Source organism: Sanguibacter sp. A247 (assembly GCF_052324925.1).
In the GTDB taxonomy this organism is placed as follows: Bacteria; Actinomycetota; Actinomycetes; order Actinomycetales; family Cellulomonadaceae; genus Flavimobilis.
In genome coordinates, this window is the sequence record NZ_JBQPRE010000001.1 from 781,251 (window position 1) to 796,215 (window position 14,965).

Annotated in this window: 10 protein-coding genes; 6 read left to right on the forward strand and 4 right to left on the reverse strand. The window is 74.6% G+C overall.

Going from position 1 to position 14,965, the window contains the following annotated elements; all coding sequences use genetic code 11:
* Positions 1-47 precede the first annotated feature (47 nt).
* The 3 genes from rocD to ACTVCO_RS03470 form a co-directional block, all read right to left on the reverse strand.
* The gene (gene rocD / locus ACTVCO_RS03460; RefSeq protein WP_443726980.1) at positions 48-1,232 is read right to left on the reverse strand and encodes an ornithine--oxo-acid transaminase; all 1,185 of its coding nucleotides are present in this window, start codon (positions 1,230-1,232) and stop codon (positions 48-50) included.
* An 88-nt stretch (positions 1,233-1,320) separates the two neighbouring features.
* Positions 1,321-2,421: a non-hydrolyzing UDP-N-acetylglucosamine 2-epimerase gene (wecB, locus tag ACTVCO_RS03465; RefSeq protein WP_443726981.1), complete on the reverse strand. Its 1,101-nt coding sequence runs from the start codon at positions 2,419-2,421 to the stop codon at positions 1,321-1,323.
* A 28-nt stretch (positions 2,422-2,449) separates the two neighbouring features.
* Positions 2,450-3,493 carry a hypothetical protein gene (locus tag ACTVCO_RS03470; RefSeq protein ID WP_443726982.1) on the reverse strand — a complete coding sequence of 348 codons (1,044 nt, stop codon included), beginning with the start codon at positions 3,491-3,493 and terminating at the stop codon, positions 2,450-2,452.
* Positions 3,494-3,531: 38 nt separating this feature from the next.
* On the opposite strand from ACTVCO_RS03470, the gene ACTVCO_RS03475 reads away from it, so the two are divergent.
* The 3 genes from ACTVCO_RS03475 (at position 3,532) to ACTVCO_RS03485 (ending at position 8,182) form a co-directional block, all read left to right on the forward strand.
* Positions 3,532-4,599 (forward strand): glycosyltransferase, encoded by a 1,068-nt coding sequence (locus tag ACTVCO_RS03475; RefSeq protein WP_443726983.1) that lies wholly within the window; start codon positions 3,532-3,534, stop codon positions 4,597-4,599.
* 105 nt (positions 4,600-4,704) lie between these two features.
* Positions 4,705-6,006, forward strand: a complete 1,302-nt coding sequence (locus ACTVCO_RS03480; protein WP_443726984.1) for a nucleotide sugar dehydrogenase — start codon at positions 4,705-4,707, stop codon at positions 6,004-6,006.
* Positions 6,007-6,031: 25 nt separating this feature from the next.
* Positions 6,032-8,182 carry a DUF6541 family protein gene (locus ACTVCO_RS03485; protein WP_443726985.1) on the forward strand — a complete coding sequence of 717 codons (2,151 nt, stop codon included), beginning with the start codon at positions 6,032-6,034 and terminating at the stop codon, positions 8,180-8,182.
* A 41-nt stretch (positions 8,183-8,223) separates the two neighbouring features.
* Here the strand turns inward: ACTVCO_RS03485 and ACTVCO_RS03490 are convergent, their stop codons facing one another.
* Positions 8,224-9,033 carry a TIGR03089 family protein gene (locus ACTVCO_RS03490; RefSeq protein WP_443726986.1) on the reverse strand — a complete coding sequence of 270 codons (810 nt, stop codon included), beginning with the start codon at positions 9,031-9,033 and terminating at the stop codon, positions 8,224-8,226.
* A 286-nt stretch (positions 9,034-9,319) separates the two neighbouring features.
* Between ACTVCO_RS03490 and ACTVCO_RS03495 the strand changes: the two genes are divergently transcribed.
* The 3 genes from ACTVCO_RS03495 to ACTVCO_RS03505 are packed head-to-tail and all read left to right on the forward strand — an operon-like array spanning position 9,320 to position 14,932.
* Complete coding sequence (locus ACTVCO_RS03495) at positions 9,320-9,637, forward strand: WhiB family transcriptional regulator (RefSeq protein ID WP_443726987.1); 318 nt, start codon at positions 9,320-9,322, stop codon at positions 9,635-9,637.
* Positions 9,638-9,692: 55 nt separating this feature from the next.
* A complete protein-coding gene (locus tag ACTVCO_RS03500; protein WP_443726988.1) occupies positions 9,693-13,211 on the forward strand; it encodes a glycosyltransferase in 3,519 nt (1,172 codons plus the stop codon).
* The gene (locus ACTVCO_RS03505; protein WP_443726989.1) at positions 13,208-14,932 is read left to right on the forward strand and encodes a DUF5719 family protein; all 1,725 of its coding nucleotides are present in this window, start codon (positions 13,208-13,210) and stop codon (positions 14,930-14,932) included. Before ACTVCO_RS03500 ends, ACTVCO_RS03505 begins: the two co-directional genes overlap by 4 nt.
* Positions 14,933-14,965 lie beyond the last annotated feature (33 nt).

Genomic DNA, 14,965 nt, shown 5'->3' on the forward strand with positions numbered 1-14,965 from the left:
GCGGCGACCCGAGGGGGCGCCCCCGCCCGCGTGTTCGTGCAGCCGGGTCAGGGACGCAGGGACTCGAGCGCGTCGCGGAGCATGCCGAGGCCGTGATCGAGGTCGTCGACGCGGATCGTCAACGGTGGTGCGAGGCGCAACGTACGGCCGTGCGTCTCCTTGGCGAGCACGCCGCGTGCGGCGAGCCGTTCGCAGACTGTGCGGCCCGGCACTCCCCAGGCCGCGGGAACGTCGATCCCGGCCCAGAGCCCCACCGACCGCACCTCGTCGAGCAGGCCGTCCCGCACAAGGCCGTCGGCCGCGTGCCGCAGGTGGTCGCCGAGGTCGTGCGCTCGCGCCTGCAGGTCGCCGGGTTCAAGGAGCCCGACGACGGCGAGGCCGACCGCGCACGCGAGCGGGTTGCCGCCGAACGTCGAGCCGTGGGTCCCGGGGGTGAGGAGGTCGAGGACGTCGGCCCGGCCGACGACCCCGCTCACGGGCAGGATGCCGCCGCCGAGCGCCTTGCCGAGGCAGGTGAGGTCGGCGCGTACGTCGCTCAGCTGCGCGGCGAGCGTCGTGCCGGTGCGGCCGAGCCCTGACTGCACCTCGTCGAGCACGAGCATGGTGCCCGTGACGTCGCACAGCGCCCGCAGCGCGGGGAGGTAGCCGGAGGTGGGGATGACGACGCCCGCCTCACCCTGGACGGGCTCGATGAGTACGGCGACCGTCGTCTCGTCGATCGCGGCACGCACGGCCTCGATGTCGTCGTAGGGGACGACGCGGAACCCGGGCGTGTACGGCCCGAAGTGGTCATGGGCGTCGGGGTCGGTCGAGAACGACGTGATGGTCGTCGTGCGGCCGTGAAAGTTGCCGTCCGCGACGATGATCGTCGCTTCGCCCTCGGGGATGCCGCGCGCGAGGTAGCCCCACCGCCGCACGGCCTTGATCGCGGTCTCGACGGCTTCGGCGCCCGTGTTCATCGGAAGGAACCGCTCGGTTCCGGTGAGTGCGGTGAGTGCCTCGGCGAACGGCTCGAGCAACGGATGCTCGAATGCGCGCGACGTGAGCGTGAGCCGGTCGAGCTGGGTGTGCGCGGCGGCGACGAGCGCGGGGTGGCGGTGCCCGAAGTTCAGGGCGGAGTACCCGGCGAGCAGGTCGAGGTAGCGTCGGCCGGACGTGTCGTGGACCCACGCGCCCTCGCCGTGGCTGAGGACGACGGGGAGCGGCGCGTAGTTGCGGACGAGTGCGGACATCGTGAACCTCCCGGGTCAGGGCGGGCACATCGGCTCGTCCCTCAGCGTATCGCCGCGCGCACGGTGCGGCACGCGCCCGGGGTGGGTACTAGCTCGTCACGAGCGAGCGGAGGGCCTCGATCGTGCGCGGGGCGGCATGACCGTCGCCGTACGGGGTGGCGTCCGTGGGCTCCGGCGCGGGCCGGGCGGCGGCCGCGCCGAGCGACGTGCCGCCGTGCGTGCCCGCGGGGTCGCGCGGGTCGACGAGGACGTTCCAGCCGAGCTCGACGGTCTCGACCCATTCGGTCTCGGTGCGGACCGTGGTGCACGGCACGCCGAGGAGGAAGGCCTCCTTCTGGAGGCCACCCGAGTCCGTGACGACGCCCTGCGACGCGATCACGGCTCCGACGAGCTCGGGGTACGCGAGAGGTGCGTGGGGCCGTACGGCGCCTGTCCACTCGATCCCCGCCTCGGCGGCGCGCGCCATGAGCCGCGGGTGCGCGAGCAGCAGGACCGGAAGGGGCAGCGCCATGAGCTCGGCCGCGATCGCGCGCAGCCGAACCGGGTCGTCGGTGTTCTCTGCCCTGTGGAGCGTCGCGACGAGGAACTCCCCGCGCGCCAGTCCCGCCGCCGCGAGAACCGCGTCGACGGCCGCGGTATCGGCGAGCGCCCGCTCGCGCACCTGGAGCAGCACGTCCGTCATGACGTCGCCGACGAGCACGGCCCGCGCCGCGAGGCCTTCCGCGGCGAGGTGCCGCACGGCGACCTCGGTCGGGGCGAGGCACAGGTCGGCGGCATGGTCCGTGAGGACCCGGTTGATCTCTTCGGGCATCGCCCGGTTGAACGAGCGCAGCCCGGCCTCGAGGTGCGCGACGGGCACGTGGAGCTTGACCGCGGACAGTGCGCCCGCGAGCGTCGAGTTCGTGTCGCCGTAGACGAGCACGACGTCGGGGGCGAGCGCCTCGATCGCGTCGTCCATGGCCGCGAGGATCTGCCCCGTCTGCGCGCCGTGACCGCCCGAGCCAACGCCAAGATGACGGTCGGGAGCAGGAATCTCGAGGTCGCGGAAGAAGACGTCGGAGAGCATGGGGTCGTAGTGCTGGCCCGTGTGGACGATCGCGTGCTCGACACCGGCCGCGGCGGCGGCGTGCGCGACCGGGGCGAGCTTGACGAACTGCGGGCGGGCACCGACGACGGAGAGGATCTTCACGCCGCGAGCCTACCGGTCGGGTGCGGCGTCAGAGCGTTGCGTAGAGGCCGAGCAGGTGGTCGAGCACGCCGTCGGCGCCGTGGCGCTCGCGCACCCACGCCATGCGTGCGGCGCGTGCGCCCGGAGCATCGTCGGGCCCAGCCGTGAGCGTCGCGCGGACGACGTCGACGACGTCCGCCTCGGTGGACTGCACGACGGGTTCGTCCCCGCGGACGTGGGCGACGAGCGGTCGCCCGAGCGCGAGCGCCTCGAGGTCAGAGATGCCGAGCGCTCCGGCCCGTTGCTGCCCGACGACGAGGTCCGCGCCCGCGAGCAGCGCGCGGTAGCCCGCCGCGTCCTGCAACGGCACGAGCCGCACGCCCGCCGCGCGCGCCTCGGCCGCGTGCGCGCCCCAGTCGAGCCCGACGACGTCGAGGTCGCCGTGGCCCGCGAGACCGTCGCGCACGAGCGCACGAGCGGCCGCGACGAGGGCGGTCCCGCCCTTCGCGTCGTCCCAGCGCATGTTGAACACGACGCGCGTGCCGCGCCTGGGGCCCGCTGGGTCGGGCACGGAGCCCGCGGGGGCGAAGAGAACGTCGGGCACCGGGTTGGGCAGGTAGATCGCGTCGTCCCGCAGCTCACGCGCCAGGTCGAGGAGGTCCGGTGTCGCGACGAGCACGAGCTGCGCGCGGCGCATCGCCGACCGGACGACGGGGCCGAGCCAGCGGGAACGCGCGTCGACGCGCAGGTCAGTCCCGTGCAGGTGCAGGACGACGGGTCGCCGCGTCACCCATTCGTAGTAGCCGGTGACGCCGTAGTGGAGGTGCGCGACGTCGGCGCGGGCGAGCGGCAGGACGGCCCCGGCGAGGTCGCGGGCACGTCGTGCAGCGACGATCGGCGCGGGGGCGCCGCGTCCCGCAGGGATGCGGCGCAGGTCCCAGCCGAGTCCGCGAGCGCGAGCCGTCGCGACGAGCGTCGACGCGACCCCCGCGACGTCGTTGACGTGCAGCGCGCGCGGGTGTGCGCCCGTACCGGCTCCGGAGGCCGGACCGGGGAGCGGGCGCGGGACTGAGGGCTGCGAGTGCGCGGACACGTCCCGAGAGTAGCCGGACGCGCCCCTAGGCTGGGGGCGTGAACGAGCCGGAGGTCGACGTCGTCATCGCGGTGCACACGCCCGAGCGCCGCGTCGAGCGAGCCGTCCTGTCGGTCCTGCTCACGCAGGCCGACGTGCGGGTGACCGTCGTGTGCCACGGCACGCCCGTCCCCGGCATCGTCGAGCGACTCGGCGTTCTCGCGGACGACCCGCGCGTCCGCACGCTCTCGCACGTCGACGGGATCCCGAGCCCCGCGGGGCCCTTCAACGCGGGTCTCGAGGCGGCGACCGCCCCGTGGGTGTCGGTGCTCGGCTCGGACGACGCGCTCGAGGTCGGCGCGATCGACTCGTGGCTCGCGCTCGCGGCCCGCACCGGTGCGGAGGCCGTCCTGCCGCGGCTGCGTCACGCTGCCGGAGCCGTCGTCCCGACACCGCCCGCCCGGCCGTGGCGGACGCGCGGGCTCGACCTCGTGCGCGACCGGCTCGCGTACCGCACGGCCCCGCTCGGGCTGCTCTCGCGCGCCGCGCTCGACCGGCTCGGGCTCCGCATGACCCCCGGCCTGCCCTCGGGGGAGGATCTCGCGCCGTCCACGCTCCTGTGGGCGGGGGCGCGCGGCATCGCGTTCGATCGTCGCGGACCCGCCTACGTCGTCGGCGCCGACGCGGCCGAGCGCGTGACGCTCACGGTGCGCCCCGTCGCCGACGACCTTGCGCCCGTCCTCGATCTCGTGGGGCGGCCCGCGCTGCGCGACGCCGCGGTCCGCGTCCGCGGGGCGGTCGCGGCCAAGCTCGTGCGCATCCACGTCCTTGCCGCCGTCCACAACCGTCGGACGTCCGGTCTCGACGACGACGACCGCACGGCGCTCGCGGCGGGCGCGGCGGCCGTCGTCGCCCTTGCCCCCGGGGTGCTCGACGTCCTCTCGCGCGCCGAGCGTGACCTGCTCGACGCAATCGCGGCGCACGAGCCTGCAAAGCGGCTCGTGGCGCTCTCCGACCGCCGTCGGCGTCACGGGACCCCCGCCACCCTCGTGCCGCGGGACGTGCGTCACGCGCTTGCGCGCGAGGCACCCGTCCGGCTCATGGCGGCGTCCGTGCTCGTGCGCTGACGCGCCCGCTCGTGCCGTCACGACGGCACAGGCCCCCCTCGTTATGCTGACGGGTGGGCGGCCGTGTGCCGTCCTTCTTCTCGCGGCCACGTCCAAAGGACCTCCATGCGCATCGCAGTCATCGCTCTCGGCAAGATCGGACTCCCGCTCGCGGTGCAGTTCGCGAGCATGGGCCACGAGGTTGTCGGGGTCGACGTCAACCCGACGACGGTTGCGGCGGTCAACGCGGGCCGGGAGCCGTTCCCGGGTGAGGCTGAGCTCGCCGAGCGCCTTGCTGAGCTCGTCCCCGCGGGACGCCTGCGCGCGACGACCAGCTACGCGGACGCGGTGCCCGGCGCAGACGCTGTCGTCCTCGTCGTGCCGCTGTTCGTCGACGAGCAGACCGCCCAGCCGGACTTCGGCTGGATGGACGCCGCGACGGCGGAGCTCGCCTCGCACCTCACGCCCGGCACGCTCGTCTCCTACGAGACCACGCTGCCGGTCGGGACGACGCGCAGCCGGTGGAAGCCCATGCTCGAGGCCGGGTCAGGCCTCGTCGAGGGCGAGGACTTCCACCTCGTCTTCTCGCCCGAGCGGGTCCTCACGGGCCGAGTCTTCGCGGATCTGCGCCGCTACCCCAAGCTCGTGGGCGGGCTGAGCACCGCGGGTGCTGCGCGCGCGGCGGAGTTCTACGAGGCCGTCCTGACGTTCGACGAGCGTCCTGACCTGCCGCGCCCCAACGGCGTGTGGGACCTTGGCTCGGCGGAGGCAGCGGAGATGGCCAAGCTTGCCGAGACGACGTACCGGGACGTCAACATCGGCCTTGCCAACCAGTTCGGCGCCTTCGCCGAGAAGGTGGGCATCGACATCTACGCCGTCATCGACGCGTGCAACTCCCAGCCCTACTCTCACATCCACCGCCCGGGCATCGCGGTCGGCGGGCACTGCATCCCCGTCTACCCGCGCCTCTACCTGTCGGTCGACCCGGACGCCTCCGTCGTGCGCGAGGCGCGCGCGGTCAACGCGGCCATGCCCGAGCGCACCGTCGCGCGCGCGGCCGACCTCCTCGGGAGCCTCGACGGCCTGCGCGCGGTCGTCCTCGGTGCGGCCTACCGCGGCGGCGTCAAGGAGACGGCGTTCTCGGGTGTCTTTGCGACGGTCGCCGCACTTGCGGCGCGCGGTGCGACGGTCAGCGTCCACGACCCGCTCTACTCCGACGACGAGCTCGTCGCGCTCGGCTTCACACCCCACCACCTGGGCGAGCCGGCCGATCTCGCGGTCGTCCAGACGGACCACGCGGACTACGCGACGCTCGCGCCGTCCGCCCTCCCCGGGCTCAGGCTCCTCGTCGATGGGCGCCGCGTGACCGACGCGGCCCTGTGGGCGGGGACGCCGCGCGTCGTCGTCGGACAGGGCACGGCATCGTGAGCGCTCCCGCGCACGTGCACCGAGCATGAGCTGGCTGAGCGTCGCCGTCCCCGCCGCGGTCCTCGCGGCGCTCATCGTCGTCCCGGGGTGGGTCCTGCTGCGCCTCGCGGGCGTGCGCGGGCTCCTCGCGCTCGGGGGCGCAGGCCCCGTCTCGGTCGCGCTCGTCGGCGTCACGGCGCTCGTCTCAGGAGAGCTCGGCGTTGCGTGGGGCTGGGGCCCGCTCGCCGCCGCCCTGGCCGTCTCGGCGCTCGCCGCATGGGGGCTCGGCCGGTGGGTCGCGCACGAACGTCGGGCGCGTGGCCTGCGGCCCGCGGGGCTCTGGGCGCGCCGGTTCGACCTCGGGGCTCGTCGGTGGTGGTGGGTCGCGGGTACGCTCGTTCTCGCGATCGTCCTGCTGTGCGTGCCGATGGCGCTCGGCATGGGACGTCCCGATGCCGTGCTGCAGCAGTGGGACGCCGTCTTCCACCTCAATGGCCTGCGTGCGGTCCACGAGACGGGGCTCGCCTCGAACCGGGGCGCCATGCGCCCTCTCTACGGGGCGATCGGCGACCAGGTGTACTACCCGGCCGTGTGGCACGCGATGGTGGCGCTCGCACCCGCCGGGGGGTCGGTGACGCTCGCTGCGAACGCGTCGACGTTCGTGCTCGGTGGGCTCGTGTGGCCGCTCGGTCTTGCTGCTCTCGTGCGCGTGCTCCTGTGGCGCTGGTGGACCGCGACCCCGCTCGCGCTGCTCCTCGTCGGCACGTTCGGTGCCTTCCCGGCCGTCATCGCCTCGACGCTCGCGCAGTGGCCCTTCGCGACGGCCATCGCGCTCGTGCCCGGGACCGTCGCGCTCGCGGTCGCGAGCCGTGCACGGGTCGACGACGGGGTGCCCGCCACCGCGCCGGCGCGCCTTACGGCCTCGCTCCTCGTCCTCCTCACCGCCGTCGGTGGCGTTGCGCTCGCGCACGGCTCGGGCGTCTTCTCGCTCGCCCTGCTGCTTGGCCCGTTCGCGCTCGCGTCGCTCACGCACGCAGCCTCGCGACGTTGGGCCTCGGGGCAGCGCCGACGCGTCGTCGCGGGCGGTGTCGTGGGTGGGCTCGGTGTTCTTGCGGGACTCGTCGTCGTCCTCACCAACCCGACGATCCAGAACATGCTGTCCTACCCGCGGGCAACCAAGGCGTTCTATCCCGCGACGATCGGGGGCGTGCTCATCGACCAGCCGCTCTCGGGGCCGTTCGGTGACCTCGTCGTCATGGGGGCGACGCTCGCGGGTGTCGTCGTCGTCCTGCGCTCCCGCGTCGGCGTCGTGCCGTGGCTCCCTGTTCAGCCCGGGACGCCTGCGGAGCGTGTCGAGCGTGCCCGTGCCGACCTGCAGGGCATCACGTGGGTCGTCGCCGCGTGGGCGGTCGTCCTCGTGCTCACGGCGCTCGCCGCGGGCCCGTCGACGCCATTGCGCGTGTTCACGGGACTCTGGTACTCCCAGGCGGCGCGGATCCAGGCGGTCGTCCCGGTCGTGGCTCTTCCGCTCGCGGCGCTGGGGTGCCTCGTCTTCGGCGGCGTCGTTGCCCGGTGGTGGGCGCGGCGCGTCGGTGAGCGCGGTGCTCTCGGCAGCACCGTGCGCGGCGACGTGGCGCTCGGCGGCGTCGCCCGGGTCGTGGGAGGCGCGTGTGCGTCGGGCACCCGCGTCGCTGCCCTCGGTGCGGTGGTCGCGCTCCTCACGACGCTTCCGTGGTCGGTTCCCGCGACCGCGCACCGCTTCGCGGAGGCCTACGAGCCGGGCGCGACGCGGTGGGGACACATGCTCTCGCCCGACGAGGTCGTGCTGCTGGGCCGGCTCGAGCGCGTGCTTCCGCCCGATGCTCTAGTCATCGGTGATCCTGCTAACGGAGCCGCGCTCGTGTGGGCTGTCGCGGACCGCCGCGTCTTCCTGCCGCAGCTGTCGGTCTCGAACCTCACCGAGGACCAGCGGCTCCTGCGCGCGTCGTTGGCGGACCTCACGACGGATCCGGCGGTGTGCGACGCGGTGCGGCGGGCGGGGATCACGCACCTGTACCTCGACGCGGCGACCGCGGCGGACGGCGCGAAGGTCGATGCGGGCGCCCCGGGCTTGCACCGCGCGCCCGCCGAGGGTGTCGAGGTCGTCGACAGCCAGGGGACGGCGACCGTCTACCGGCTCACTGCCTGCCAGGGGTGACGCTGCGCCGCGTCGGTTCGCGCGGCGCAGCGTGCCGCGGGTCAGCGACCGATGCGCTCGATCTCGACGAGGTGGGCGCGCGCCTCGCGTGTGGAGATGCGCTGCGTCTGCGTCGGGTCGAGGAGCACGACGGAGCCGCCCGTCGACCAGGCGTTGAGCGAGGACCGCAGCGTCTGCAGGAGCTTGCCGCGGCGGCCGAGGTGATCGGCGTGGTGGGTCGTGGGCTCGTCCGCGCACGTGACGCAGTCGGCGTCGGACGTCAGCAGGATGCGGTCGCCCTGAGGGGCGACGCGCGCGGACTCGGCCCAGTCGACGAGGTCGTTGTACGAGACGGTCACGGCGCCGCGGAAGGCGCCGGTGATGATCGCGAGCGAGTCCGGGACGGGGTCGACGACGGGGCCGAGGACGTCGCCGTATGTCATGACGGCGCCTGCGGCGTCGATCGCGCCGGACGGCAGCTGGCCGTCGAAGGTGCGGGCGAGCGCGGGCAGCGCGACGGCGACGAGCGGGACGTCGTACGAGGCCCATGCGCCGGGACGGTGGGTGATCGCGACGTCGGCCGTGACCTCGTCGTCCTTGGGGGAGACGAGCGTGAGCGTCGCGCCGGTGCGCCACACCGCGAGGGCCCAGATGAGGGTGCGCCAGTGCGCGGGCAGGTCGAGGGCGACGACGGTGCCGGGAGCTGCGTCGAGCTCTTCGACGAGGAGGTTCGAGGTCTTCGTCACCCAGTTCGTCAGGACGGCGCCCGAGAGCTCGACCCGCTCGTCGTCGGGTCCGTACCACGTGAGGCGGGGACGGCCGGGATCCTGGGAGAGGGTCGCGAGGATCGCCGCGACGGGGGAGGTCGACATGTGACAAGCCTACCTAGCCTTTGCCTCGGTCGAGGCGTCTCGTGACCTGCTGGCGACCTCGTGCGGCCTGGTCAGCGCGTCCGTGACACGTCCCTGGGACGTTCCTCACGGCGGGGCTATCACACCACGGCTTGACTTCCGAGGATGACACGCATGTAATTTGGGTAACGGATCGACGGTCGAAGCCACACGTGGCGTCGGTCGGCGCAGGTGCAGGGCGACGGTGCCCCGGTCTTCACACCTGTGCAGCGATCGACTCAGCACGAAGCGACGAAGGGGGAGCACCATGTGGAACCTGCTCGAGACGGACGGGCCATTCCCGTCTGACGCGAGCCGTCCCGTGGGGGCGGAGATCCTCGCGCTCGGCATCGACACCGACGACACGGTCCTCGCGTGGCAGGACCGCGCGCTGTGCGCACAGACCGACCCCGAGGCGTTCTTCCCCGAGAAGGGCGGCTCGACCCGCGAGGCCAAGCGCGTCTGCACAGGCTGCGAGGTCCGAGCCGAGTGCCTCGAGTACGCCCTCGCGAACGACGAGCGCTTCGGCATCTGGGGCGGCCTGTCCGAACGCGAGCGCCGCAAGCTCAAGCGAGCAGCCGTCTGACACACCGCCGGTCCTCCGGGACCGTCCTGCGGCGACGCGGCATGATGGCGGCAGCATGACGACTCCCGACGCAACCCCCAGGCGCCCCGCGCCCCCCGGCCGCACCCTTGGCTCCACCAGCCGGGGCCGCGCTGGCGTCGCGCGACCCCGCTCGTCCGGACCGCACGCACCGACCGTCGTCACCGCCGTCGTCGTCACGCGTGGCACAACCCCGTACCTCGAGTCGACGATCGCCGCAGTCCGCGCGCAGGAGCACCCGCCAGACCGCCTGCTCGTCGTCGACGTCGTGCGTGACGTCGCCAGTCGCGCGCGGCTCGCGCCCGCCGACGAGTCGGCCCCGCCGACCGTTCTCGTCCACGCCCCGCGCGCCACGAGCTTCGGCGCAGCTGTCCACGCCGGTCTCGCCCACCTGCGTGACCTCGGCGACGCACCCGCGGCCGACCCCATGAACTGGCTGTGGCTGCTCCACGACGACGCGACGCCCGAACCTGCGGCGCTCGGTGCGCTGCTGCGCGCCGTCGAGCACACGCCGTCGGTCGTGCTCGCGGGTGCGAAGCAGGTCGAGCCGGGTGACCGTCGCCGGCTCGTCGAGGTGGGACTCACGTCGTCCCCGGCGGGCCGCCGCATGACGACGGTCGAGCCGGGCGAGATCGACCAGGGCCAGCACGACGGAACCGTTGACGTCTTCGGCGTGGGCCTCGCGGGTGCGCTCGCTCGCCTCGACGCGTGGACCGCGCTCGGCGGGCCCGATCCGGAGTACTGCAACGTCGGTGACGGGCTCGAGTACTCGCGCCGTGCACGCCTCGCGGGACACCGCGTCATCGTCGTCCCGGGGGCGGTCGTCGCGCACGCTCGCGCGACGCACCGCGACCTGCGCCGCCGCGAAATCGACCCCGACCACCTGCCCGACGAGGAGCGTTCGTTCGCGCTGCGGCGGCGCGCCGAGCTGTGGTTCCGCCTCACGGGAGCCCCTCCGGGGCTCGTGTGGCTCAATCTCGTCGTCATCGTCGTCCTGGCCGTTCCACGTGCGCTCTGGCAGCTCGGAGCGAAGCGTGCGCGCCGTGCGCGCGGCGAGATCACGGCTGCGGCATGGGCGGTGCTGCGGCCTCGCGCGCTGTGGCGTTCGCGCAGGCGGCTGCGCCGCGCGCGGGCCCTGCCGCTCTCGGCGCTCGCTCCTTTGCGGGCCTCGTGGCGTGACGTTCTCGTCGCGCGTCGTGACCGTCGCCTGGCGCGTGGTGAGCAGCGCAAGGCGCGGGCGCGCAGCGATGCGTTCGCGCTCGCGGAGCGTCGGGCCGACGTGCGACGTCGCCTGGTCGGCGTCGTCAGCACCGTCATCGGCCTCGCGGCGCTCACCCTGTGGTGGCTGGGCCCGGCGCTCACGGCTGTGGGCTCGGGTGCGCGGCTCGTCTCGCCGTCCCTGCCTGCGGCCGGTGGTTCGCTCGGGTCGGTGTGGGCGGAGGTCGCTGACGGCTGGGTGCGCGCGGGGGTCGGGGATGCGGTGCCCGCGGATCCGTTGCTCACGGCACTGGTGCCGTTCGTCGCTCTCGTGACCCCGTTCGGCGGTGACCTGCAGGCCGTCGTCGACGCGGCGATCCTCGGGTCGATCCTCATCGCCGGGGTCGGCGCGTGGTTCGCCGCGGGGACCGCGACGAAGTCGCTCCTGCTCCGCTCGGCGGCCGCGGTCGCGTGGGTGGCGACGCCCGTGTTCGCTGCGGGGCTCGGCGCTGGGCACCTGGGCGACCTGCTCGCGCACGTCGCGCTCCCGTGGGCTGCCTGGGGGGCGCTCAAGGCGGTGGGGCTCGGAGCGCGACCTCCCGTCGAACGCGCCGTCGTCGCGGCCGCGCGTCGCGCCGAGGCGCGGCGGCTCGAACGCGAGGCTGAGGCGTCGGGCGCCGGTGAGGAGTCCGCAGACGTGGCTGCTGGGCATGCCGCGTCACCCGTTCCTCAGACCTCGGCGCACGAGTCGGCGGCTCGCACACCTGTCGGTCACGCGTCCGTTCCTGCCGCGGCGTTCGGCGGGCTCGCGCTCGCCCTCGCGGTCGCGGGCGCCCCTGTTCTTCTCGTGCCCTCTCTCCTCGCGCTCGTCATCGTCGCGTGGGGACGGGGCCGGCCACGGCCGCGCGGCGCGCGCCGCCACCTCGTGCTTGTCGCGGTTCCGCCCATGCTCGTCATGGTGCCGCTCGTCGTCGAGGTGCTGCGACGGGGCCTGGCTGCGTGGCCGCTGCTCCTCGCGTCACCTGGGCGTCCGGTCCCCGGCGAGGCTCCCGCTGGGTGGCGTGTGCTGCTCGGCGAGCCCGTGGTCCTTCCCGCGTGGTCGCTTCCCGGGTTCGTCCCGGACGTGGTCGGTGAGGTCGCGCCCCTCGCGCTCGGGGGCCTCGTCGTCGTGTGCGCGCTGGTCGCGCTCGTGCGCCGGGAGCGCTCGGGTGCGGTCCGCGCCGCGTGGCTCGTCGCGACCGTCGCGCTCGGTGCGGGTGCGGCGGCGGCGACGGTCGTCGTGGGCGAGTCTGACCTCGGCACGGTGCGTGCCTCGGCCGCCGGGGCGGTGTCGCTCCTCGTTCTTGCGCTCGTGGGCGCGGGGCTCGTCGGGCTCGACCGCGTGACCGACCGCGTTGCGTCGCACGCGTTCGGGTGGCGTCAGGTGGCGCTCGTCGTCTTTGTCATCGTCGGGCTCGTGGCCTCAGGTCTTGCGCTTGCGCGCGGCGCCGCGCTCCTCGACGTGCGCGGCACTTCGGGCCTGCGGGTGCTCGAGGGGGACGTCGTGCCGGCCGTGGGCCGTCAGATGCAGGAGCCGCCGCGCGCCGCGCGCGTCCTCATGCTCGACGCGGGTGCGACGACGACGTACCAGCTTGTGCGCAGCGACGGTCCTCAGCTCGCTGACGCGTCCGTCGTCCTTGCCCACCGGGCCCTCGGGCCTGAGGTGGGCGACGCACCGTCCGCCGCGCTTGCGGGCACGGTCGCACGGCTCGTCGGCGGTGTCGACGAGGGTGGGACGACGCTCGTCGACCTGGGTGTGGGCGCGGTTCTCGTCACGCCCGGCGACGACGAGGCCCGGGGCGCGCTCGTCGCGCGTCTCGACGCGCACGGTGCTCTCGAGCGCGTCGCGGACGGCGCGAGCGGAACGGTGTGGCGTGTCGCGATCGACGTCGGTGAGGTTGCGGGTGCGTCGACCGTGACGGGCTGGGCGCGTCTGCTCGACGGGTCCGGGGCGGGCGTCGTCGTGCCGTCCGACGGCCGTGGGGTTGACGTGCGTCTCGACACGCTCGACGCGAGCGACGTCGGTCTGACGTCCGGCGCCGGCTGGGACGTGCAGCCGGGAACGCGCACCCTCGTCCTTGCTGAGCGGGCCGACGCCGGCTGGCGGGCGACGCTCGGTGGCACGGCGCTCGCACCCGCGACGCGCGTGCCGCCAGGCGCGTGGCAGCAGACGTTCGTCGTGCCTGACGGTGCGGCAGGGCAGCTCGTCGTGTGGTTCGAGTCGTCCGGTGGCATGTGGTGGCGGGTCGTCCTCGTCGCGGCAGCGGTGATCTACGGGCTCCTCGTGGTGCCGGTCCGACGCAGGGTGGTGGAGCGATGAGTTCCGACGAGAACGACATGACCGCGCCCGACCCGGCCCCCGAGCCCCGGCCTCGTCAGCGTGGCGCTGCCGTCGTGCGTGCGCTCACGGGTCTCGTCGTCGTGGGCCTTGCGGGGGCGACCGCGTGGGCGGTCGACCTCCTTCCGACCGAGCCGCTCAGCGGGCCCGCCGCGCAGGGGCAGTCGGTCGTGCCGTCGTCGGCCGCGCTCGTGTGTGCGGGCCCCGTGCAGCTGGCGGACGCCACGGCCTCCGCTGACCCCGCCTTCGACCCGACCCCGGTCGGGACCGCGACGCGCCTCGGCGCGGTCGTGCTGGCGCCGGCGACCGCCGGGACCGCGCCCGTGCGCGGCATCGACGGTGGCACGGTCGACCCCGTGACGATGGTGGCGGGAGCGTCCGCGTTCGTCGCACGCGGCCCGGTGGCGGGTGCGACGACGGTCACCGTCGCGCCGGCGCCGGATGGCTCCGCTCCCTTCGGTGCCGCCGTCGTCTCGGCGACGACGGCGGGTGACCTGCGGGGTCTTGCGGGCGCGTCGTGCGTCACCCCGTCGGCCGAGCAGTGGCTGCTCGGCGGGACGACGACGCGCGGTGCGAGCACGCGTCTCGTCGTGCAGAACTCCTCGCGGACCCCCGCGGTCGTGGACGTCGAGCTGTGGGGACCCGGCGGACGTATCGATCCGAGCGGCCCGACGACGATGACGGTCCCCGCGGGCGGGCAGGCCGCGCGGCTGCTTGAGAGCCTCGCGCCCGAGCAACGTCTCCTCGGTGTGCGCGTCGTCGCGCGGGGCGCGCTCGTCTCCTCCTACCTGCAGGTCAACGCGCTCGACGGGCTGCGGCCCGCGGGTGTCGACCTGGCGTCAGCGAGCACCCCGGCTGTGCGTCAGGTGATCTCGGGCGTGACGACGGGTCCGGCTGGGCCCGCGCGGCTCGACGTGCTGGTGCCGCGCGCGGCGCAACCTGCGTCGTCCGCCGCGGACGACGCTGCGGACGACGGCCTGGCTCTGCCCGACGCGACCGGAGGTGAGGACGTGGTCGCCGCGCCGGTCAGCGTCTCGGTCGCGATCCTCGGGCCGCAGGGCCGGGTGCTCGTACCGGGCGCTGAGTCGCTCGACGTCACTCCGGGCGAGCTCGCCTCGCTCGACCTCGGTGCGCTCGAGGCGGGCCGCTACACGGTCGTGCTCGATGCGGCCGTCCCGCTCGTCGCGTCCGCGACGGTCGTGCGCGCCGGGACCGACGGCGAGGACGTCGCACTCCTGGCGAGCCGTGGCGCGTCCCACCCGGGAACGAGCCTCGTCGCGGTGCCCGCGGGCACGCGCGGCACACTCACCGTCGCCGCGGTTCCTGCCGCTGTCGACGAGGTCCCTGGAGCAGCGCTCGGCACGGGCGGACCGGTCGACGCTGATGGTGCTCCGGTCGCGCTTGCGACGCGTGCAGCCGAGCTCCTCCTGCTGTCACCGGACGGCCGGACTCTCGCGACCGAGAGACTCGCCGTGCCCGTCGGCGGGACGCTCGTCCTCCCGCTCGACGCGCGTGCCCAGGGCGCCGAGGTCGCGGCTGTCGTCGTGCGGACGACGGGCGAGGGCCCGGGGCTCGCGTGGTCGCTCGAGGCGAGCGCCGACGCGCTCGACGGGACCCGCGACGGGCTCCTCACCGTGCTGGCGCCCGCGGCGGTCGAGGACACCGCGCTCGAGGTCGTCGTGCGCCCCGCCCACGGCTTCTAGCCGTCGCGCGTCCTCGCGTTCCGGCGCGGCTGC

What these genes read in the sequence shown, in the direction of transcription:
- rocD (WP_443726980.1), bottom strand. Translation starts at nt 1,232, where the DNA reads ATGTCCGCACTCGTCCGCAACTACGCGCCGCTCCCCGTCGTCCTCAGC.
- ACTVCO_RS03480 (WP_443726984.1), top strand. Translation starts at nt 4,705, where the DNA reads ATGCGCATCGCAGTCATCGCTCTCGGCAAGATCGGACTCCCGCTCGCG.
- ACTVCO_RS03485 (WP_443726985.1), top strand. Translation starts at nt 6,032, where the DNA reads ATGAGCTGGCTGAGCGTCGCCGTCCCCGCCGCGGTCCTCGCGGCGCTC.
- ACTVCO_RS03490 (WP_443726986.1), bottom strand. Translation starts at nt 9,033, where the DNA reads ATGTCGACCTCCCCCGTCGCGGCGATCCTCGCGACCCTCTCCCAGGAT.
- ACTVCO_RS03495 (WP_443726987.1), top strand. Translation starts at nt 9,320, where the DNA reads ATGTGGAACCTGCTCGAGACGGACGGGCCATTCCCGTCTGACGCGAGC.
- ACTVCO_RS03500 (WP_443726988.1), top strand. Translation starts at nt 9,693, where the DNA reads ATGACGACTCCCGACGCAACCCCCAGGCGCCCCGCGCCCCCCGGCCGC.
- ACTVCO_RS03505 (WP_443726989.1), top strand. Translation starts at nt 13,208, where the DNA reads ATGAGTTCCGACGAGAACGACATGACCGCGCCCGACCCGGCCCCCGAG.